Raw genomic sequence first — 20840 nt, 5'->3', positions numbered from 1 at the left:
GCCGGTGTTCTCGCCGGCGAGGACGCCGGCGCCCTCTTGGACAAGGTGGCCGGGCGTCCCGTGACGGCCCTGCCCGTGACCTGCGTCACTCGTTCCACGGGCGGAGCTTCTCCGGGTTGCGCACCGCCCAGATGTGGGTGATCCGTTCCCCGGCGATCCGGAAGGCGATCACCGTGTCGGTGACACCGTCCTGCTGGACCACAAGACCGGGCAAACCGCTGACCGTGCACTCCCGCAGCGCCCGGCCGCCGATGAGCCGGGCGGAGTCGGCGTACGCCCGGGCGATCCACTCGCTGCCCGTGAGCGGCTCCAACAGGGCACCGACCAGGCCGCCGCCGTCGGCGATCACGGTGGCGTCCGGGTCCAGGAGCTCCATCAGCGACCTGACGTCCTTCGCCTCCCAGGCCCGCTTGAACTCCCGGACGATCCCGGCCTGCACGCCCGTCGGCGTCGCCGGGGCCTGCGCCGCCCGGATCCTGCGGCGTGCCGAGGAGGCCAGCTGGCGACAGGCCGCCGCCGACCGGCCGACCACCGCGGCCACCTCGGCGAACGGGTACTGGAAGACGTCGTGGAGGATGAACGCCACCCGTTCGGCCGGGGTCATCGCCTCGAGGACGACGAGGAAGGCCATGTTGACCGACTCGTCGAGGGTGATCCGGTCCGCCGGGTCCGCGGCCGCGCCGTCGGGCTCCTCCCGGTGCCCGGGCAGCGGCTCGGGCAGCCACTCGCCCACGTAGCGCTCCCGCCGGGCCCGGGCGGAACCGAGTTGGTTGAGGCAGATCCGGCTGGCGACCGTGGTCAGCCAGCCACCGGGCGAGACGACGGCCTCCCGCTCCTGCGGAGGCATCGCGTACCAGCGGGCGTAGGTCTCCTGCACGACGTCCTCGGCGTCGGCGAGCGAGCCGAGCAGCCGGTACGCCACGTTGATCAGCTGGCGCCGCTCACTCGTGATCACGCTCAGGTCCTGGTCCATGCTCCGTCTCCTGTCGTCTCCTGCTCCTACGACAAGGCAGCGCGCCGGAATGTGACGTCCGCCCCCGCCTCCGCCCCACGCCCGCCTCCGCCACCACGTCCGCCCCCGCGCCTCACATTCCGGCGCGCTGCCTTGTCGTAGGGGGCAGACGGAACCGAACCACCGGGAGGAACCCCCGTGAACGACTTCCAGGCCATCGCCGACCGCGTCGAGATCCAGGCGCTGCAGGCCGAGTTCACCGACGCGGTGATGATGCGCGACGGAGCCCGCCTCGCCGCCCTCTTCGCCCCGGACGGCGTCCTGCGGATGCCCAACGTCCCGATCGAGCTGGTCGGGCCGGAGCAGATCCACGCCGGACGGGCGAAGCTCCAGGAGCAGTGGGACTTCTTCGTCCAGAACACCCACCCCGGAGCGATCCGGATCGACGGCGACACCGCGACCGGCCGCGCCCACATGCACGAGGTCGTCCGACTGCTGGACGGCCGGGAAGGCCTCAACTACGCGATCTACCACGACCGTTACCGGCGGACTGCGGACGGCTGGCGGTTCGCCGAGCGGGTCTACGAGGTCCGGTACGTCGACACCAGCCCACTGGGCGGCTCGGCACCGCGCGGTGCGCGGGACCGCACCGCCTTCACCGCCCCCGCGGACGCGGAGCGCCTGGAGCGGACGGCCGCCGCACTGGCGGCGCGGGGCTTCACCGCCGAACTCCTCGACGACGCCGCCGCCGCGCGCACCCGAGTCCGGGAGCTGATCCCGGCGGACTCCACCGTGTTCACCGCCGCCAGCGAGACGCTCCGGCTCTCCGGCATCGACGAGGACCTCAACTCCGGCAGCCGCTACCGGTCCGTCAAGTCCCGGGTTCTGGCCATGGACCGGACCACCGAGTCCGACGGCATCCGGCGCCTGCTCGCCGCCCCCGACGTCGCCGTGGGCAGCGTCGCCGCCCTCACCGAGACCGGCTCACTGGTGATCGCCTCGGCCAGCGGCAGCCAGCTGCCCGGCAACGCCGGTGGCGCCGGCGAGACGATCTGGGTCGTCGGCGCCCAGAAGGTGGTGCCCGACCTGCCCGCCGCCCTGCGGCGACTGGAGGAGCACGTCCTGCCCCTGGAGGACACCCGCGCCCGGGCCGCCTACGGCCAGCCCAGCGCCGTCAACCAGCTCCTGGTGCTCAACGCACCGACCCGTTTCGCCCGGGGCACCGTGCTGCTGCTGCGCGAGGCCATCGGGTACTGACACGGCTCAGGCGTCGGCGTCCGAGGGCTTCTCGGGCTTCGCGTGGAGCACCTGGCGGCCCTGCTCGGCGGCACGCGCGATGGCCTCGGAGATGAAGTCGAGGAAGCGGGCGGTGTTCTCCAGCCGGGCGCCGGCCGGGGTGCCGGCGCCGAGGATGCCGACGCCCTGGCGGGTGGTGCCGACGAGCTCGGCGGTGGTCCGGGCGCTGACCATCATCGACCGGTACCACATGTCGTCGTCCATGAAGTAGCGCTCGCGGCGGCGTTCGTCGCGCTCCCGGCGCACCATGCCCTGGCTGTCCAGGAACGCGATCGACTTGGAGACGGTCGCGGGGCTGACCTGGAGTCGCTCGACGAGTTCGGCGGCGGTGAGGCTGCCCTCGTCGGTGACGTAGAGGCAGGCCAGCACCCGCGCCATCATCTTCGGCATGCCCGACTGCATCATGACGGTGGTGAGCACCTCCTCGAAGGCGCGCACCGCCTCGGCGTCGCGGCCGTGCGGCTGCGGGGTGGCGCTCGGACCCTGGGCCACGGGCTGCCGACGGCGCTGGGCGCGCTGTCCGGTGGCGCGCTGGGCGAGGTCGGCGCGATAGGCGGTGGGGCCGCCGTTGCGCATCACCTCGCGGGTGACCGTCGAGGTCGGCCGGTCGAGGCGCCGGGCGATCTCCGCGTAGGCGAGGCCGTCGGCCAGTCCCAGCGCGATCTGCTGGCGTTCCTGCTGGGTGAGTCTGCCGCCCGGCATCGCGGCTCCCTTCGTGCTCCGTGGTCGGTCCCTCCGTAGCTTTCCATCATAAGAAAGCAGCACGCCCGGAACGGGGTTGACCTTGACCCAAGGTCAACCCACACGCTGAGGGCATGACGACGAACCCGAACGTGCGACGGAACACCACTCGCCCCGCCAGGACCGCCATGCTGCCGGTGGAGGACACCGCCCTGGCGGTCACCGACACCGGGGGCTCCGGCCGCCCGGTCCTCTACCTCAACGGCTCCTACTGCACCCAGAAGGACTGGCGCCGCGTCATCGCCGAACTCGGTGACGGCTACCGGCACATCACCTTCGACGAACGGGCCCGCGGAAAGTCCCGGAAGTCCGCCGACTACTCCTTCGAGGCCTGCCTGCGCGACATCGACGCCGTCCTCGCCGCCACCGGCGCCCGCAACCCGATCGTCGTCGGCTGGTCCTACGGCGCCGCCCTCGCCCTGCACTGGTCCACCCGCAACCCCGACCGCCTGGCCGGCGCCGTCATGGTCGACGGCGGCTACCCCTGGGACTACCTCGCCACCGTCGAAGGCGGGCGCGAGGCCGGCAAGGAGCAGATCCGCACGCTGTTCAAGCGGTTCGCCCCGCTGATGCCGCTGGTCCGCCCGCTCGGCATGGCCGCCCGGATGTCCGCCGCCGAGCACGCCGAGATCAACATAGAACTCAACGAGATCGTCGCCGCAAGCGCCCCCGTCTTCGACCTCGTCACCTTCCCGATGCGCTACCTCGTCGCCACCGGCGCCAGCCTCGGCGGCACCGCCGAAGGCCTCGCCGCGATGCGCGCCACCCTCGACCCGATCCTCGCCCGCAACCCCGACGTCCGGGTCAGCGCCACCGTCCCGAGCAAGCACACCACCGTCGTCCGCAAGGACTTCCGCGCCATCGCCACCGCCGTCCGGGAGGTTGCCGCCCTCCGGCCCGGCCTGGTCGACTGACGCCATGACAGAAGGAGTGACGATCGGCCAGGCCGCGGCCTTCGCCGGTGTGACGGTGAAGACCATCCGGCACTACCACAAGAACGGCCTGGTCGAGGAGCCCGCGCGCGACCGCTCCGGCTACCGCCGCTACGGCAGCCCGGAGCTGCTGCGGCTGGTCCAGGTGCGGACCCTGGCCGGGGCGGGCGTGCCGCTCGCCGAGATCGCCCCCATCCTCGACGCCGCCCCCGAGGACTTCGCCACCGCCCTCGTCGACGTCGAGGAGAACCTCACCGCCAGGATCGACGAACTGATCGCCAGGCGCGAGACCCTGCGCCAACTCGCCACCGGGGACCGGGTCCTGCTGCCCGCCCGGGCCCGCGCCCTGCTCGACCGGATGCCCGGACTCGGCTTCGACGCGGACGACGTGAGGACGGCCCACGAGGGGCTGGTCCTGGTCCGGGCCCTGATGCCGGAGGGGTTCGACGACTACCTCGCCCAGATCGAGCACGGCCTGGAGGACCCGGGGCACGTCGCCGTCGTCAAGCTCACCTGGAGCGCCGGGAAGTGGGACGCGGACGACCCCAGGATCGAGGAGCTCGCCGAGGAGGTCGCCGCCCACTTCATCGCCGACCCCTCCCTGCTGCCCACCCTGGGCGGCCTCCGGACCCGCCAGGACGGCGACACCCGCCACGAACTCCTCACCCACCACGGCGAGGACGAGCGGCCCGGCTGGACCCGGCTGACCGCACTGATCGAGCAGAAGCTGCGCGCCGCGGGCGTCGACGTCCCGTAGGGCTTGTCAGACACGCCCCAGCGCCCGGATCCACTGCCGCCCGTGCTGCGCGGCGGCGACGGCACCGTCCCGGCACTGGGCCTGCGTCAGACGACGGCGAGCCGGTCCACCAGCAGTGCCACCCTCTGCTCGACGTACTCCGGCGGGAGCCGTCCGGCCCGGGTGAGGGTGGCCAGTCCGTGCAGGGCCGCCCAGAACGTCTCGGTGAACACCCCTGGGTGGACACCGTCACCCGCCACCTCCCCGAGGCTCTCCAGCAGGGCGGCGAAGGCGTCCTTCAGGGGCTCCGGGGTGTCCTCCCGCGCGAAGGGGAGGCCGCCGTCGAGCTGGAACAGGGCGTCGTAGACCGCCGGGTTGCGTGCGGCGAAGTCGAGGTAGGTGCGGGCGAGGGCGGCGACGCGGTCGCGGGGGCCGTCCGCGGCGGCGGTCGCGGCCCGCACCGCCGCGGCCATCTCGGCGGCGCCCTCGAGGGCGACGGCGCCGATGATCTCGCGCTTGCCGCGGAAGTGGCTGTAGAGGACGGGTTGGCTGTACTCGATGCGCTCGGCGAGGCGGCGGGTGGTGACCGCGTCCCAGCCCTGCTGCTCGGCGAGTTCCCGGGCCGTGGCCACGATGAGGCGTTCGCGCTCCGCCCGTTCGCGCTGCTTGCGTTCTTGTACCGACATGAGGAGATCCTAGCACCGCTAGACAATAGAGCGGCAGCAGGTCTAGTGTTGCTTCATGAGCTAGCAGTGCTAGATGCCAGGAGGGAACGTCATGCTCAACGCACTAGAGGTCTTCACCACGGTGGTCGTCGGCGTGATGGTGGGGGTGGAGTTCTCCGTCGCCTTCGTCGTCAACCGGATCCTCAACGCACTCCCCGAGGACGCCCACCAGCTCGGCCGCGCCCACGGCGGCCGGATGCTCGGCGCCGTGATGCCGTTCTGGTACATCGGCTCGCTCGTCCTCGCCGCCGTCTGGGCCGTCGCCGGATGGCACCACCCCGGCACCGGCCTGGTGGTCACCGGCAGCGGACTGCTGATCGTGAGCGTGGTGATGTCGGTGCTGCTGCTCGTCCCGATCAACAACCGGAGCAAGACCTGGACTCCGGAGAACCGGCCGGCGGACTGGAGGGAGCAGTCGAACCGCTGGGACCGCTACCACTACGCCCGCGTCGCCGTCCTCGTCGCCGCCTTCACCCTGCTGGTCGCGGCCCTCGTCTGAGCGCCGGGCGGAAGTGGTCGCCCCTCTTTCCCCGGCGGCTCCCTGCGAGCTGCAGGGAGCCGCCGGGGAAAGAGGGGCCGCGCGGGAAGTCGGACCGGCCGACGTCCCGCGCTCCGCCTTTCCGACTTCCCGCACGGGGCTCGGGCTCACTGCCGGAAGGCGGCGACGACGGCCTTGGTGCGGGTGAGGACGGCGACGGGGACGAGGGCGAGGGCGGAGAGGCCCTGGAGGACCGCGTACCAGGCCGGGCAGATGCCCGGGATCAGGTCGACGGCGATCACGGCGATCGGCATCACGGTGGAGAGGGTCCGGATGCGGTCGAAGGCCTTGTGGGAGCCCCCGGCGGCACGGGTGGTCAGACGGAGGAGCACCGGGGCAAGGGCGGGGAAGAGGACACCTCGGATCCACATGAACGGGGTGGTCCCGTGGCCGGTGGAGGCCATGACCGCGACGGTCGCGAGGGTGATCAGGCCGATGGCACCGAAGAGCGTGATGCACTTCTTCGCGGTCTCGAAGGCCTCGTGGGTACGGGAGTCGTCGAGGTTCGCAGTCGCGGTGATCGCCATGGTTCTGTCCTCCGTGTCGTGGTGAGAACGAATCTACGGAGGGCGCGAGGGGCGTGACACCGGTCTGGCCCCACACCTGGGGTGGGTCCAGACCCACCCCGGACAGGCCGGCGGCCCCTTGCTCCGCGCAAGGGGCCGCCGGAGGGGTTCAGGGTCAGCCGCCGGAGGGGTTCCGGGTCAGCCGCCGGACGGCTTCCGGGGTGAGCCGCCACCGAACCCACCACCGCCGAACCCGCCGCCACCGAAGCCGCCGGCCGCGGAGCCCTCGACGAGCTGACTGGCGCTGTACCCACCACTGGAGTCCGGCGTCCCGACGACGGTCACGCTCTGCCCGGGCTGGAGGTCCGAGACCTTGCCGTCCTTGTTCAGCTGCACCTTGGTCGAGTCAGCCGTCGTGACCTTCACCGTGTTGCCGTTGGCGTCGGTCAGATACACCGTGTTCCCGTCCACGGCCTTCACCGTCCCGCGCGTGAAGCTTGCCTGGGCACCGCCCTGACCCGGCCCCTGGCCCTGCCCGCCCCGACGCCCGGCGTTCTGCCCGCCGCCGTACCCGCCGCCCGCGGAAGCGGCCGCAGCCGCCCTGGGAGAGGAGGACTTGCCGCTCGAAGTGCCGTTCCCCTGCTCGTACCAGACGCCGCCCGCGAACGCCCCGGTGGCGATCACTCCGCCCGCGAGCACCAGCGACAGCCAGGGCAACTTCCGCCTCGGCGGTGCGGCCAGTTCCGCGGTCACGTCGCGCGCGTCCGGCGGGGTCGAGAGCAGCGCAACCTGTTCGTCGTGCTCCATCGAAGAAGTGCTCCTACTCATGCCGGAGGGCGTCGATCGGCCGCAGGGAGGCGGCCCGGTTGGCGGGGTAGCTGCCGAAGAACAGTCCGATCGCGACGGCGATGCCGAACGCGCCGAACACCGATTCGGGGATCACCACCGGTTTGATGCCGACGATGCTGAAGTGCGAGCCGACGATCCCGGCCGCGACACCCAGCCCCGCGCCGATCACGGACAGCAGCGTGGACTCGGTCAGGAACTGCCCCAGGATCACGGCCCGGGGCGCACCGAGCGCCTTGCGGATGCCGATCTCCCGCGTCCTCTCCGTGACCGTCACCAGCATGATGTTGGTGATCCCGATCCCGCCGACCAGCAGCGAGATCGCCGCGACCGCGCCGAGCAGCACGGTGAAGGTCTTCGTCGTGCTCTCCCGGGCGGTCAGCAGGGACGCCTGGTTGGTGATCCGGAAGTCGGCCTTCGTCGGGTCGGCGATCGCATGGGTGCCGAGCAGCACCCGGGTGATCTCCGACTGCGCCGCCGTCGTGGTGTCGGCGGAGGACGCCTGCACCAGGATCTGGTTGACCGCGCCGAAGCCCGTGAAGGCGTTCTGCACCGTCGGCAGCGGTGCGATCACCACGTCGTCCGGATCGGTGAACCCGCTGCCGCCCTTGGCCTGCAGCACGCCCACCACGGTGAACGGCGTCCCGCCGAGGGCGATCTTCTTCCCGACCGGATCCTCGGTGTCGAACAGCTGCTTGGCCGTCGTCGAGCCGAGCACCGCGACCTTGCGCGAACCGAGCACGTCGTCGTCCGTGAAGTACTCGCCGTGGGCGACCTTCTGGTTGGCGGTCTCGAAGTACGCCGGGTACGTCCCCACGATCGAGCCCGGGCTGTACGAGACGTTCCCGTACAGCGCGGTCGCGCTGGTCGTGACCACCGGCGCGACCGACTTGATCGCCGAGGAGTCGGCATCACTCGCCAGCGCCTTCGCGTCGGCGACCGTCAGCTTCTTCACCGACGACGTGGCCCGCGAGCCGCCGGACGCCGAACCGGCGCTGACCGTCAGCGAGTTGGTGCCCAGCGAGGTGATGGAGTCCTTCACCGCCTGCGACGAGCCGTTGCCCACCGCGAGCAGCAGGATCACCGAGGCCACACCGATCAGCACCCCCAGCATGGTGAGCGCCGAGCGCACCTTGTTGGCGGCGAGCCCGCCGACCGCGAAGCGGAGCGTCTGCCAGAGGATCATGCCGGGACCCCCAGGAGCGCCGGCGGCAGCCCGTCCGCCGGCGCCTGCCGGACGTCGCTGACGATCTGCCCGTCGACCAGCCGCAGCACCCGCTTGGCGTGCTGGGCGACCTCGTCCTCGTGGGTGATCATCACGACGGTGCGGCCGGTGGCGTTGAGCCCGTCGATCAGGCCCAGCACCTCCTCGGTGGAGCGGCTGTCCAGGTTGCCGGTGGGTTCGTCGGCGAGCAGCATGGCGGGCGCCGTGACCAGCGCCCGGGCCACCGCGACGCGCTGCTGCTGGCCGCCGGAGAGCTGGTTGGGCTTGTGCCCGGCGCGTTCGCCGAGGCCCACCAGCGACAGCGCGGCCATCGCCCGCCGCCGGCGCTCAGCGGCCCGTACGCCCGCGTAGGCGAGCGGCAGCTCGACCTGGGCGAGGGCGGTGGTGCGGGGGACCAGGTTGAAGGACTGGAAGACGAAGCCGATCTTGCGGTTGCGGACCAGGGCGAGCTGCTGCTCGTCCAGGTGGCCGACGTCGGTGCCGTCCAGCAGGTAGCGGCCGGAGGTGGGGACGTCGAGGCAGCCGAGGATGTTCATCAGGGTGGACTTGCCGGAGCCCGAACTGCCCATCACGGCAACGTAGTCGCCCTGCTCGATGTCCAGGTCGACGCCGGCCGGCTCGTCCGTCCCGGGCCGGGACGGGCCGCGCAGGGCGTGCACGGTGGCGTCGCCGTGCCCGTACGACTTGGTGAGCCGGCGGATCCGGATCACCGGTACGGGGTGCGCGGGGACGCGGTTGTCGATGACGTGCTGCATGCTCAGCCCTTACCGCCCCGGCCGCCGCCACCGCCGCCGCCCGGGATGCCGACCGCGCCGCCGTTGCCGCCCCGGCCGCCACCGCCGCCGCCCAGGCCCGGGAAGGACCCGTTCGGGAAGCCGTTGTTGCCGCTGGTGGTGGGGAGTTCGACCTTGTCGCCCTCCTTGAGCCCGGAGACCACCTGCACGGTGCTGTCTCCCTCGACGCCCACGCCGACGTCGACCCGCTCGGTGGCGCCGCCCTCGTGCACCACCGTCGCGGTCCGCGAGGAGCCGGTGCCGGAGAGCGCCGAGGTCGGCAGCGAGAGCGCGTTGTCCGCCTCGCCGGTGATCACCTGGACGGTCGCACTGAGGCCGGTGCGCAGCGTGCTGGTGTCCCCGCTGAGCTGCAGGGTGGCCGCGTACTGGACGGCGGACGAACCGGCCGCGCCGCCGGAGGAACCGCTGCTGGGCAGCGAACTGACCGACAGGACGGTCGCGTTGAGCTTGGTGTCGGACTGGGCGTTCAGGGTGACGGTCGCCGCCTCGCCCTTCTTCAGCTTGAGCGAGTCCAGCTCGGAGAAGTTGGCGGTGACCTGCATCCCGGTCGGGTTGGTCAGCACGATGAAGCCGCTCGGCGAGCCCGAACCGGCGCTCGTCCCGGTGGACTTGGTCGTGGAGGAGGAACCCGAACCCGAGGACGGCGCCCCCACCGTGTCCCCGACCTTCGCCGAGACCGAGGCGACCGTACCGTCCACCGAGGCGGTGAGCGTCGTCCCGGCCAGCGCGGCCTGGGCGTTGGAGAGCGTGGTCTGCGCGGTGGCGACCTGCTGCTGGGCCTGGGCGACCGCCGCGTCGTCGACCTTGGTGGTGGTGATGGTGGTGGTCTGCGGGGCGGGCGTACTGCTCCCGCCCGCCCCGCGACCGCCGCCGCTGCCGCCCTGCGGGGCTGTGGTGGCCCCGGGCAGCGGCTCGGTGGTGGTCGTGGTGACACCGGCCTGCGCCTTGGTGAGGTTGGCGTTCGCCGTGGTGAGGGCCGCCTGGGCGGCGTCCACCTGCTGCTGGGCCGCCGTGGTGTCGACGGTCGCCAGGACCTGCCCCTTCTTGACGACGTCCCCGACCGCGACCTTGACGGCGGTGAGCCGCCCGCCGGTGGTGAAGTCCTGGGCGGCGTCGGTCGGCGAGACCAGGGTGCCGGTTCCGGACACGGTGGCCAGGACCGTCCCCTTGGCGACGGTCGCGGTACGGGCGACCGGCTTGGCGGCCGCCGTGCCGCCGCTGCCGTTGACGGTGGCGTACACCAGGGCGGCACCGCCCAGGAGTGCCACGCCGAGCGCGGAGTTGACGAGGACGGCACCTCGCCGCCGTGGGAGCACCTTCATGGCGGACAGCTTCGCGGGGCGCTCTTGCGCTACCCTGGGCGGCGGCTGGGAGAAGACTGACCGGCCGGATCCGGGCATTCCGCCCCAATCGCCCGCTCCGGACGGGCGGCTTGGCCGGGCCGTGGGCGGTCGTTGGCCGAACTCCCAGCGGCCTCCCAGCGATCCTCAGCCATCCGGCAGGGCATCCTCAGACAGCTCACACCCACGGACGCGGCAGGGGCGCACCCCCGAGGAGTGCGCCCCTGTGGAAACGAGGACCGGCGAGGCACCGGCACCGGCGGCCGATCAGCCGACGATCTCCTTGCGGAAGGCCTCCGCCACCGTCAGGAAGATCGTGTTGCCCTCGGCCTCGCCGATCGACACCCGTACGCCCTCCGGGAACGGCCGGACGATCACCCCGGCCGCGGCGCAGGCCGCGGCGAAGTCCGCAGAGCGCTCGCCGAGCCCGAGCCAGACGAAGTTGGCCTGCGAGTCGGGGATGTCCCAGCCCTGCGCGCGCAGCCCGGCGACGACCCGGTTGCGCTCCTCGACCAGCGCTTCGACCCGGACCAGCAGCGCCTCCTCCGAGCGCAGCGAGGCGACGGCGGCGTCCTGGGCGAGCTGGCTGACCCCGAACGGCACGGCGGTCTTGCGCAGCGCGTTCGCCACCGGCTCGTGGGCGATCGCGAAGCCGACCCGCAGGCCGGCCAGGCCGTACGCCTTGGAGAAGGTGCGCAGCACGCAGACGTTCGGGCGGTCCCGGTAGAGGTCGATGCCGTTGGGCACCTCGGGGTCGCGGATGAACTCGATGTAGGCCTCGTCGACGACGACCAGGACGTCGCCGGGAACGGCGTCGAGGAAGCGCTCCAGCTCGGCGCGGTGGACCACGTTGCCGGTGGGGTTGTTGGGGTTGCAGACGAAGATCAGCCGGGTGTTCGGGGTGACGGCGGCGAGCATCGCGTCCAGGTCGTGGTCGCCGTTGGCCTTGAGCGGGACCGGGACGGGCGTGGCACCGGCGATCTGGGTGATGATCGGGTAGGCCTCGAAGGAGCGCCAGGCGAAGATCACCTCCTCGCCGGGGCCGGCCGTGGCGAGCACCAGCGACTGGGCGACGCCGACGGAGCCGGTGCCGAGGGCGATGTGCTCGGTGGGGACGCCGAAGCGCTCGGCCAGGACGGCGGTCAGCTCGCTGACGCCCATGTCGGGGTAGCGGTTGAACGAGCCGGCCGCCGCGACCGCCGCCTCCAGGACGCCGGGCAGCGGGTTGTTCGGGTTCTCGTTCGAGGACAGCTTGTAGGCGTCGGCGCCGGCCGGCTTGCCGGGCTTGTAGGTGGGGATGCCGTCCAGGCTCGGGCGCAGTCGCGGGCCCTGCGCTGAGGTACCACTGCTCACGGTCGTACTCCTTCGTGTTCTCTGCCGGTCCGCCCGCCCTCTGCACGGTCGGGATCGCCGCCGTGCCCCGGGACCCGGCTTCGCCCCGGGATCCCGGAGCGCGCCCGGACCACCCCGGTCGGGTGCCTTGCACGATACCGACCGCCCCTCACCCGTAGGAGTGAGATGCCCGGACGGGTTACAGGCGCAGATCAGCCATTCTGCCCGGTTCCTTTGGCACATGTCAGAGGTAAGACGCCTGGTTTCAGGAGGGGATCGAAGGGGCGCACCCCGGCTCACTCTTGGAGAAACGTATCTCCGAAGGCTCCCGATGCGCCGGTCACAGACCCTTGTCAGGAGCCATACGATCGGTCCGCCATGACAGCAGCAGCCAACCAGAGCGGTCGGCGACCCACCACCTCACGGCGTCTGGAGCGGGCCGGCATCCGGGATGTGGCAGCAGCCGCCGGAGTGTCGATCACCACCGTCTCCGATGCGCTGAACGGAAAGGGCCGCCTGCCCGACGAGACCCGCAGCCGGGTGCGCGAGGTCGCCGAGCGCCTCGGCTACCGCCCCTCCGCGGCGGCCCGCACCCTGCGCACCGGACGGTCCGGCCTGATCGGGCTGACCGTCACGACCTACGGCGAAGAGCCCTTCACCTTCACCGAGTTCGCGTACTTCGCCGAGATGGCCCGGGCCGCCACCAGCGCCGCCCTGGGCCGCGGCTACGCGCTGGTGGTGCTGCCCGCCTCCTCCCGCCACGACGTCTGGGGCAACATCGCCCTGGACGGCACCGTGGTGATCGACCCGCCCGACCAGGACCCGCTGGTCAGCGAGCTGTACCGGTCCGGCGTGCCGGTGGTCAGCGACGGCAAGCCCGGCAACTGCCCGGTCACCGCCTGGGTCGACAACGACCACGAGGCCGCCGTGCTCGGCATCCTCGACCACCTCTCCGAGGCCGGCGCCCGCCGGATCGGCCTGCTCACCGGCACCAGCACCGACACCTACACCCGGCTCTCCACCGAGGCCTACCTCGGCTGGTGCGCCAAGGTCGGCCAGGAGCCGGTGTACGAGGCCTACCCGGCCCACGACCCGGCGGCCGGCGCGGTGGCCGCCGACCGGCTGCTCGCCCGCCCCGACCGGCCGGACGCCGTGTACGGCCTGTTCGACCCCAACGGCACCGACCTGCTGGCCGCCGCCCGCCGCTACGGCCTGCGGGTGCCGGACGACCTGCTGCTGGTCTGCTGCAGCGAGAGCGACGTCTACGCGACCACCGAACCGCCGATCACCACGCTCTCGCTCAAGCCGCGCAAGATCGGCACCACCGTGGTCAACCTGCTGATCGACGCCATCGAGGGCGTCGACTCCGGGACGGGCGTGGACATCGCCCGGCTCTTCCCGCCCCGCTTCCGCACCGCGGGCACCGGCCCGCCACCGGGCACCCTGATGCCGACCGAGCTGATCGTCCGCGCCTCCTCCCAGCGGCGGAGCCCGCGCACCACCGTCAGCCCGCCCCGCCAGCCGGGCGAGGTGTAGCCCTCACCCGCATCGGCCGACGACCGTCGAGACGCCGACGAAGCACCGTCGATACGCCGACGAGACCCTACCGAGCCGGGACAAAACGGACCTTGTGGGACCGCCCGGCTGACGCTCCGGAGGATTGGATACCCACCAGGTGACGACGCCGGGAGAGTGGTCTTCCTATGATGGGCGAATGACACCCGAGGACCGCTTCCCCGGACCTGAGCACCCCCACTCAGGCCCCCGCCACCAGCCGGACCTCGATGTGCTGCCGTACGGCACCTACTACGAACCCGAGCCCACCGTGGGCTACCAGGGCGCGCCGTACGAAGCGGAGACCTACAGCGGCTACGGCGGCGCACGCTACCTGGAACAGCACTGGCCCGTCGACGGCCAGGGCCACGGGCACACCGTGCACGCCCAGGGACTCGGCAGCGACCACGGGGCGGTCGACCAGTCGACGGTCTTCTCCCACCAGGGCCAGGGTGATTACGAGGGTGGCTACGAGGCCGCCGGGTACGAGGGCGGCTACGACGTCCAGGACCACACCGGTCACGACGTCCAGGACCACACCGGCCACAACTCGCAGGACCACACCGGCTACGAGCCCACCCTGCCCGACCAGCCCTCCCCGGCCCTCCGGCTCCCCGACCGCGACGACCCGCCGACCATCGAGCTCGGCCCGCCGCTGCCCGACCCGTCCGCCCCGACCTACCCGTACCCGGCCCCCGGCCCCGGCGAGCCGCCCGGCCCGGTGTACGTGGTCGGCGACGTGCACGGCTACCTGGAGGAGCTGCGCACCGAACTGCACCACCAGGGCCTGATCGACGCCGACGGCCACTGGTCCGCCGGCCGCGCCCGGATCTGGTTCCTCGGTGACTTCACCGACCGCGGCCCGGACGGCATCGGCGTCATCGACCTGGTCATGCAGCTCGCCGCTGAGGCGGCCGCGGCCGGCGGCTACTGCCGCGCCCTGATGGGCAATCACGAACTGCTGTTCCTCGGCGCCCACAAGTACGGCGACGAGCCCGTCCAGTCCACCGCCGGCACCGCCTCCTTCCTCGCCGCCTGGCGGCTCAACGGCGGCCAGCAGAACGACCTGGACCGGCTGGAGGCCCACCACATCAGCTGGCTGTCCCGGCTGCCCGCCATCGGGCTGGAGGACGGGCACCTGCTGCTGCACTCCGACACCACCGCGTACCTGGAGTACGGCGAGTCCATCCCCGACGTCAACGACGCGGTGCACAGCCTGCTCGCGGACGGCAGCGTGGACGAGTGGTGGGACTGCTTCCGCCGCTTCACCAAGCGCTTCGCCTTCCGCGGCGACGCCGGCCCGACGGCCGTCCACGAGCTGCTCGACACCTACGGCGGCTCCCGGATCGTGCACGGGCACAGCCCGATCCCGTACCTCACCGGCGCGGTGCACGCGGACGACGGGCAGCCGCCGCACATCCCGGGGCCGTACGTGTACGCGGACGACCTGGCGGTGGCGATGGACGGCGGGGTCACCATGGAGGGCCGGCTGCTGGTAGCCCGGCTCCCCATCTGACGACCGATCAAGAACGCGGCGCCACTGGAACATTCGTTCCCGGCGCTCGGGCCCCCGCACACACGCCGCCCGGGGCGCGAAATTCCGGAAACCGACTGTCAGCACGGCCACACCCGCCCCTACCATGAGGCACACCACACCCGGCCGCCCGTCCGGCGGCCCGCCTCCGCGCCCGTCCCGGCGTCCCGAGGGTGTCCCGCGTCCCCGATGCGGCCCCGCGCCCTCGATGCCGGCCGGGGTCCGCATGAACGGGGTCCCCATGTCCAACCCCCCGCCGCTGCACGCCGAGGACCGCCCGGAGTACGAGCGCCTCCTCGGCGAAGCCCTGCGCGACCGCACCGTCCTCGCCGCCCTGCGCGCCCCGGGCGCGCTCACCGCCGACCAGCTCCGCATCCTGGCCCTGCGCGACGCCGACGCCGTCAACACCGCGGCCGGCACCGAGTACGCCCACTACACCGCGCTGCGCGAGAGCCTGCGCGCCACACCCCCGCCGCCGGCCGACGTCGAACCCCACGCCCCGGGGCTGGTCAGCCAGCTGCGCTCCACCGACGGCGGCGCCGGGCTGTTCCCCGTCCTCACCGTGCTCACCCCGATCCTCGCCTGGCCCGCCGGGCTGGTCCTGCTGCTGGTCGGCTACCTGTTGCGCGCCGCCGACTCCGACCTCCTCCTCGGCCGCTCGATGGTCACCGCCGGCTGGGTCGCGCTCGCCGCCGGGGTCGCCACGATGGCCGTCGGCATCGTCGGGCTGCTGCTCACCGCCGTACGCGACGGAGCCGCCGCCCCGGCCGGCACCGACCCGGAGCTCGCCGCCGAACTCGCCACCGCCCGGGCCGAATGGCGCACCGCACTGCGCGAGCGCGGCCTGCTGCCGTACCTCCACACCCGCCTGCCTGCCGCCCCCGGCCGCCCGGCCCCCGGCTTCACCGGCCCCGGCTACACCCCGCCCGCCTTCACCAGCCCCGGGTCCGACGGCTTCACCGGCCCCGAGGAACGGACGGACTCCGAGGGCCGCACCACCCGGCCCACCGCCTTCACGACCCCCGACTTCACCGGCCCCGGCTACACCCCGCCGGCCTTCACCAGCCCCGACGACGTCGGCTGAACCGGCCGCGCGGGGGGCCGGCCGCCGGGGGCCGGCCGCGGGGCATCGGCTGCGCGGGATCGGCCGTCCAGCAGTCGCGCCGGCGCCGGCCACGTCAGCGGCGGCGCGAACCGCAGGGCGCCGCGCCCCCCAACTCACCCGACCCGCCCCACCCCGCCTCCGCGCGGTCTCCTGCCCCTCCCGCCGCCCCTCCCGCCACTCCTCCCGGCAAGCCGAGCGCTATCGGACCGCGCCGGCACCGGCCACGTCAGCGGTGGCGCGGACGAACGCCCGGACGCGCTCCGTGGTGTTGGCGGGGAGCCAGATCGGGCCGCGTTCGATCGGCGGGGCGTCGTGGATGGGGACGTACGCGAGGTCGGGGCGGGGGTAGTACTGGCGGCAGTGTTCGCCGACCGGGAGGACGCCACGTCCCATGGCGACCAGGCTGAGCATCTCGGAGAAGGTGTCGCCGGACGGGCCCTTGGGGACGGGACGGCCGGACGGGGTGCGTTCGGGAGTGCGGTCGCGCTTGAAGCCGACCGAGGTGACCGCCGGGTACTGCACCACCGGGTGGTCCGCGAGCACCTCCAGCGACACCGAGGCCTCGGCGGCCAGCGGGTGCCCGGCCGGGACGGCCAGGGCACGCCGCTCGGTGAGCAGGACCGGGCCGAGCGCCATGCCGTCGAAAGGGTGGGAGGCGATCAGGACGTCGATCGAGCCGTCCTCCAGGCTGGAACGGGAGTTGGAGAGGTGCACCTCCCGCACGTCCACCCGGCAGTCCGGGTACCGCTCCCCGAACAGTGCGACCGCCCTGAGCAGTACCGGGGCCGTCCACTCGCCGAGGAACGCGACCCGCAGCTCGCCCGTCACCCCCCGGCCGGCGTCCACCGCCCGGCGCAGCGCCTGCTCCATGGCGGCCACCACCGGGGCGAGGTCATCGGCCAGCTGGCGGCCGACCGGGGTGAGCCGCACGGACCGGCTGGTTCGGTCGAACAGCGCTGCACCGACCCGGCGTTCCAGCTTCCTGACGACCTGGCTGACCCGACCGGTGGTGAGGCCCAGCCGCTCGGCGGTCCGGCCGAAGTGCAGTTCCCCGGCGAGGGCGAGGAAGACCTCCGTCTCCAGCCGCTCCAGCATGCCCGCCCCCGTCCCTGCCGTCGCGCACCCGGCATCGTTCAATCCCGCTCAACGATCCTACGGCGATCCGGCATTGATGATCGCCTCCCTCCGGAGGATCGTGGAGCCCGTCCACAGCGAACCCACACCACCGGAGCCGATCACCATGCGCGTCGTCGCCCTCGACCACCTGGTCCTCAACGTCGCCGACATCGAGCGGTCCCTGGCCTTCTACACCGGCCTCCTCGGCCTGGAGCCGGTCCGGGTCGACGAATGGCGGGCCGGCAAGGTCTCCTTTCCGTCCGTCCGGGTCAACTCCGCGACGATCATCGACCTGTTCGACCGCCCCCGGCACGAGTCCAACGTCGACCACATCTGCCTCACCGTGGAGCCCCTCGACTGGCAGGAGGTCGTCGATTCCGGCGTCTTCACCGTCCTCGACGGCCCCGGCCCCCGCTACGGCGCCCGCGGCACCGCCACCTCCCTCTACGTCCAGGACCCGGACGGCAACACCGTCGAACTCCGCTGGTACCCCCAGGACGCCGCCGGGGACACGGACTGACCACCGGCTGAGCACAGGGTGACCGCCACGAACCGAACGGCGCGGGGAAGGTTCACCGGCGCGCCCGGTGTCCGGTCTGCCGGTCCATCCCTTGGCGCGCCCCCCTGACCGCGGTGAGCTGGCGCACCAGTTGGTGGAGCGAGATGACGCCGGTGAGCGGTGGCAGCCCGGCGACGACGACGGCGGTCGGCGTCCAGGGGACATCGGCGACGCACAGTCCGGCCGCGAGGCCGGAGAAGAGCACGACCACCACCCAGGAGTGGAACGGCTGGCGCCCGTGCTGGACGGCGCGCAGGACCGACAGACAACCCGCGAGCCACGGTCCGTAGACGACCACCGGCCACAACTGCGACAGTCCGCGCGGCACGCACGAGAACGCCAGTTCCTGGAGGGGCCCGTAGGAGAACACCAGGCCCAGCGCGCAGGCCGCGGTCACCGTCAGCGCCGTCAGCGCACCGAAGACGGAGCTGACCAGGTGGGGCCAGGCCGGGCGGGGAAAGGGCGGGCGTCGGCGGTGCCGGGAAGTCGACGGCCCGACCGGTCCGCCCGTCCCGCGAGGCCCGGACGGCTCGACCGGGGCGCGTGGAGGCGGCACGAACGCCGTCTCCGTGAGCCCCGGGGCGCGTGGGGGCGGCACGAACGCCGTCTCGTTCTCCCAGCCGACGGCCGACGCGACGACGGGGCTGAACGCCTGTGCGTCACCGGGCGCGGCGCCGAGGCCGTAGGAGAATCCGTCGTCGTACCAGTCGCCCGCAGGGTGGGCCGCTTCGCGGCCCCGGTCCCCGGAGGCGGCCCACCCATCGTGGTCCACCTCGCCGTAACCGCGGGTCCCGTAGGCGCCGAGGAGGTCGGTCATCCGGTCGTACACGGCAGGCTCCCCACGCGGTCGGCCGACTTCGGATCGCTCCGGCGGCCGGCCCGGTCCGGCGCGGAGCAGTTCGGTGGGACCGGTGGCGTCACGATTCCTCCGGGAAGAGCAGGGCGCCGATCCGCGCCGCGAAGTCGTTCTCCAGCTGGCTGATCTTCCGCACGAGGTCGGCCAGCGGGCGCGAGGTGTGCGACAGGACGACACGCTCGCCGTTGCGCGACAGGTAGCCGGTGGACACGTCGCCCACGGCGTTGCGGCGGTCGGGGACGAAGAGCCATGTCCCGAGCGGGGCGATCGGCTCCCGCACCGGAGGCGACGAGGCGTAGGGCAGGCAAGGTGAAGTCACGGGTTCATCAACGAGAAGCGGCGGGCGCGGTTTTACGGCGTACGGGCGTCCTTCCATATTCGATATCGATGATGCTCTGCAAAATTACCCAGGACGAAGAGCCGGGGGGTGAATATTTTCCCGTCACCCGTGGAGCGGGTGCGACGGGTCGACACGAAGGGCCGGAGTTCGGGTAATCCTATACTCACCACCAGCACCGCTCGCCAAAAATCCCCAAGTAAAACAATGACAAGAGAAACGTTTCTGCTTTTCGCGCGATGCTATGTTTCCGACTTGCTCTTGGCATATTCATCGGCTTGCGCCGGGTCGGACCGACCCTGGGAGGCTTCTTGCTGTCCTGGAAGGAATACCTGGAAGCGGTAATGCTGCATCGCCAAGGATGGTCGTTAATCAGGATCTCCCGACACCTCGGGCGTGATCGGAAAACCGTGGGGACCTACCTCCGGGGAGAGCGGATCCCTGGCATCAGAATTCCCCCTCAGGACGGATTCCTCCAGTTCCTGCCGTACTGCCGCCAGCGTCTCGCCGAGGACCCCCACCTGGCCGCCACCGTCCTCTTCGACGAGATCGTCGATCTCGGTTATTCGGGCGGCTATTCGACCTTCACCGGGGCCCTGCGCAGACACCAGGCCCGGCCGCGCTGCCGGCAGTGCCAGGACCTGGCCGCGGCCGGGAACGGACAGCCCGCTCCCGGACCGGGCGTAGGGGCCGTCGAGTTCGACTGGCTGCGACTGCCCGAGCCGCCGCCGTCCTGGGGCTACGGCCCCCGGGCGGGGCTGCTGGTGGGCTCGCTCACCGGCGCCGGCGCGGATGCCGGCTGGGGCATCGGCCGCTGGGCGGTGGCGCTGGCGGAGGACCAGGAGCTGCCCCACCTCGTCGAAGCCGTCGACATCGTGCTGAGACGGCTCGGGGGCACCGCCGGATGCTGGCGGTTCGGCCCGACGCCGACCGTCTGGTGCCAGCGGACCGACCGGGTGACACCGGAGTTCCGGCAGGTGGCCGAGCACTACGGCGTGCACGTCGAGTGTCGACTGCCGGCCGACCAGCGCTCGTACACCCGCCGGACCCTGGACGAGGCCCTCCGCTCGTGGTGGCGCGGGCTGCCGGACGACGCCGGCCTCCGGGACGCCTGGGACGGTCTGGCCCGGTGCGCCGCACGCCTGGACGCCCGGTGGGGGAGCACCGGCACCGCGGCGGCCCTCCGGGAGCTGCCCACGCCCTACCCGGTCCGAGTCCGCGCCCGCCGCACCGTCACCGCCCGGGGACTGGTCCCCTTCCGCGGCAACTTCTACACCCTGCCGGAGCACCTGGTCGACGCACCGGTGGAAGTCCGCCGACGCCTCGACCAGTCCCACCTGTCCATCGCCACCCCCGCCGGCGCCGTGATCGCCCGCTGCCCGCTCGCTCCGGCGGAGGCCGGGCTGACGGTCGTCGAGCACAGCAGTGCCATCACCGTGCTGGAGCGCCACTCGGCACCGGTACCGGCCGACGCCCCGCTCTGCCGGCGGAACACGCCGCGTCCACCGTCCCCGCAGGCCCTGGCCGAAGCCGACGCGCTGCGCACCCGGATCGCCCTCCAGCGCACCCGCCGGACCGCCGGGGAAGGCAGCGCCGCGACGCCGCAGGTGCCCGCCCCACGGGACCGCCCGACCGGCGGCGCCGGGAGCTGAGCGGCCACCGCCCGAGGCCCGGCCCTCCGCCCGGCGGAACACGGCTGTGGGGGGGGGGGGGGGGGGGGGGGCCCCCCCCCCCCCCGGGCGGGGGGGGGCGGGGGGGGGGGGGGGGTCCCCGGTTGCCCGGGGGGGGCTATCAGGGGGCTGAGACGGCCAGCCCG

21 protein-coding genes are annotated in these 20840 nt (G+C 72.8%); 9 read left to right on the top strand and 12 right to left on the bottom strand.

Annotation, left to right across the window (positions count from 1 at the left end; all coding sequences use genetic code 11):
* Positions 1-85 precede the first annotated feature (85 nt).
* Positions 86-973 carry an RNA polymerase sigma factor SigJ gene (gene sigJ / locus ACH4J0_RS09955; RefSeq protein WP_396238095.1) on the bottom strand — a complete coding sequence of 296 codons (888 nt, stop codon included), beginning with the start codon at positions 971-973 and terminating at the stop codon, positions 86-88.
* Positions 974-1150: 177 nt separating this feature from the next.
* On the opposite strand from sigJ, the gene ACH4J0_RS09950 reads away from it, so the two are divergent.
* Positions 1151-2209 (top strand): nuclear transport factor 2 family protein, encoded by a 1059-nt coding sequence (locus ACH4J0_RS09950; RefSeq protein WP_396238093.1) that lies wholly within the window; start codon positions 1151-1153, stop codon positions 2207-2209.
* A gap of 6 nt (positions 2210-2215) precedes the next feature.
* Here ACH4J0_RS09950 and ACH4J0_RS09945 read toward each other — a convergent pair whose 3' ends face one another.
* Entirely contained in the window at positions 2216-2950 is a 735-nt protein-coding gene (locus ACH4J0_RS09945; RefSeq protein ID WP_396238090.1) for a helix-turn-helix domain-containing protein, read from the bottom strand.
* 113 nt (positions 2951-3063) lie between these two features.
* On the opposite strand from ACH4J0_RS09945, the gene ACH4J0_RS09940 reads away from it, so the two are divergent.
* Positions 3064-3903 carry an alpha/beta fold hydrolase gene (locus tag ACH4J0_RS09940; protein ID WP_396238088.1) on the top strand — a complete coding sequence of 280 codons (840 nt, stop codon included), beginning with the start codon at positions 3064-3066 and terminating at the stop codon, positions 3901-3903.
* A gap of 4 nt (positions 3904-3907) precedes the next feature.
* Positions 3908-4678 carry a MerR family transcriptional regulator gene (locus tag ACH4J0_RS09935; RefSeq protein WP_396238086.1) on the top strand — a complete coding sequence of 257 codons (771 nt, stop codon included), beginning with the start codon at positions 3908-3910 and terminating at the stop codon, positions 4676-4678.
* An 86-nt stretch (positions 4679-4764) separates the two neighbouring features.
* On the opposite strand, the gene ACH4J0_RS09930 is transcribed toward ACH4J0_RS09935, so the two are convergent.
* Positions 4765-5343, bottom strand: a complete 579-nt coding sequence (locus tag ACH4J0_RS09930; protein ID WP_396238084.1) for a TetR/AcrR family transcriptional regulator — start codon at positions 5341-5343, stop codon at positions 4765-4767.
* 91 nt (positions 5344-5434) lie between these two features.
* On the opposite strand from ACH4J0_RS09930, the gene ACH4J0_RS09925 reads away from it, so the two are divergent.
* Complete coding sequence (locus tag ACH4J0_RS09925) at positions 5435-5881, top strand: anthrone oxygenase family protein (protein ID WP_396238082.1); 447 nt, start codon at positions 5435-5437, stop codon at positions 5879-5881.
* Positions 5882-6027: 146 nt separating this feature from the next.
* Here the strand turns inward: ACH4J0_RS09925 and ACH4J0_RS09920 are convergent, their stop codons facing one another.
* The 6 genes from ACH4J0_RS09920 to hisC all read right to left on the bottom strand — a co-directional run bounded on the left by ACH4J0_RS09920 (position 6028) and on the right by hisC (position 11984).
* Positions 6028-6447, bottom strand: a complete 420-nt coding sequence (locus ACH4J0_RS09920) for a hypothetical protein (RefSeq protein WP_396238080.1) — start codon at positions 6445-6447, stop codon at positions 6028-6030.
* Positions 6448-6624: 177 nt separating this feature from the next.
* Positions 6625-7233: a hypothetical protein gene (locus ACH4J0_RS09915; protein WP_396238078.1), complete on the bottom strand. Its 609-nt coding sequence runs from the start codon at positions 7231-7233 to the stop codon at positions 6625-6627.
* A 13-nt stretch (positions 7234-7246) separates the two neighbouring features.
* Positions 7247-8458, bottom strand: coding sequence for an ABC transporter permease (locus ACH4J0_RS09910; RefSeq protein WP_396238076.1), 1212 nt, complete (start codon positions 8456-8458; stop codon positions 7247-7249).
* The gene (locus tag ACH4J0_RS09905; RefSeq protein ID WP_396238074.1) at positions 8455-9252 is read right to left on the bottom strand and encodes an ABC transporter ATP-binding protein; all 798 of its coding nucleotides are present in this window, start codon (positions 9250-9252) and stop codon (positions 8455-8457) included. The genes ACH4J0_RS09910 and ACH4J0_RS09905 overlap by 4 nt, the downstream gene beginning before the upstream one ends.
* A 2-nt stretch (positions 9253-9254) precedes the next feature.
* Positions 9255-10613: an efflux RND transporter periplasmic adaptor subunit gene (locus tag ACH4J0_RS09900; RefSeq protein WP_396238072.1), complete on the bottom strand. Its 1359-nt coding sequence runs from the start codon at positions 10611-10613 to the stop codon at positions 9255-9257.
* Between the two features lie 285 nt (positions 10614-10898).
* A complete protein-coding gene (gene hisC, locus ACH4J0_RS09895; RefSeq protein ID WP_396238069.1) occupies positions 10899-11984 on the bottom strand; it encodes a histidinol-phosphate transaminase in 1086 nt (361 codons plus the stop codon).
* 357 nt (positions 11985-12341) lie between these two features.
* Here hisC and ACH4J0_RS09890 point away from each other — a divergent pair, with 357 nt between their 5' ends.
* The 3 genes from ACH4J0_RS09890 (at position 12342) to ACH4J0_RS09880 (ending at position 16135) form a co-directional block, all read left to right on the top strand.
* On the top strand, positions 12342-13499 hold the full coding sequence (locus ACH4J0_RS09890) for a LacI family DNA-binding transcriptional regulator (protein ID WP_396238067.1): 1158 nt from the start codon (positions 12342-12344) through the stop codon (positions 13497-13499).
* A gap of 178 nt (positions 13500-13677) precedes the next feature.
* A complete protein-coding gene (locus tag ACH4J0_RS09885; RefSeq protein WP_396238065.1) occupies positions 13678-15033 on the top strand; it encodes a metallophosphoesterase in 1356 nt (451 codons plus the stop codon).
* 259 nt (positions 15034-15292) lie between these two features.
* The gene (locus tag ACH4J0_RS09880; RefSeq protein WP_396238063.1) at positions 15293-16135 is read left to right on the top strand and encodes a hypothetical protein; all 843 of its coding nucleotides are present in this window, start codon (positions 15293-15295) and stop codon (positions 16133-16135) included.
* A gap of 219 nt (positions 16136-16354) precedes the next feature.
* On the opposite strand, the gene ACH4J0_RS09875 is transcribed toward ACH4J0_RS09880, so the two are convergent.
* Positions 16355-17251: a LysR family transcriptional regulator gene (locus tag ACH4J0_RS09875; protein ID WP_396238061.1), complete on the bottom strand. Its 897-nt coding sequence runs from the start codon at positions 17249-17251 to the stop codon at positions 16355-16357.
* 145 nt (positions 17252-17396) lie between these two features.
* On the opposite strand from ACH4J0_RS09875, the gene ACH4J0_RS09870 reads away from it, so the two are divergent.
* A complete protein-coding gene (locus tag ACH4J0_RS09870) occupies positions 17397-17792 on the top strand; it encodes a VOC family protein (protein ID WP_396238283.1) in 396 nt (131 codons plus the stop codon).
* A gap of 52 nt (positions 17793-17844) precedes the next feature.
* Here the strand turns inward: ACH4J0_RS09870 and ACH4J0_RS09865 are convergent, their stop codons facing one another.
* Entirely contained in the window at positions 17845-18660 is an 816-nt protein-coding gene (locus ACH4J0_RS09865) for a hypothetical protein (protein WP_396238059.1), read from the bottom strand.
* 88 nt (positions 18661-18748) lie between these two features.
* Complete coding sequence (locus ACH4J0_RS09860) at positions 18749-19006, bottom strand: hypothetical protein (protein ID WP_396238057.1); 258 nt, start codon at positions 19004-19006, stop codon at positions 18749-18751.
* 428 nt (positions 19007-19434) lie between these two features.
* On the opposite strand from ACH4J0_RS09860, the gene ACH4J0_RS09855 reads away from it, so the two are divergent.
* Complete coding sequence (locus ACH4J0_RS09855) at positions 19435-20676, top strand: Mu transposase domain-containing protein (RefSeq protein ID WP_396238055.1); 1242 nt, start codon at positions 19435-19437, stop codon at positions 20674-20676.
* The last annotated feature ends 164 nt before the right edge of the window (positions 20677-20840 follow it).

Origin of the sequence: Kitasatospora sp. NPDC017646 (genome assembly GCF_044329365.1) — a bacterium.
Taxonomy (GTDB): Bacteria; Actinomycetota; Actinomycetes; order Streptomycetales; family Streptomycetaceae; genus Kitasatospora.
This window is presented reverse-complemented; position numbering and strand designations above follow the sequence as displayed.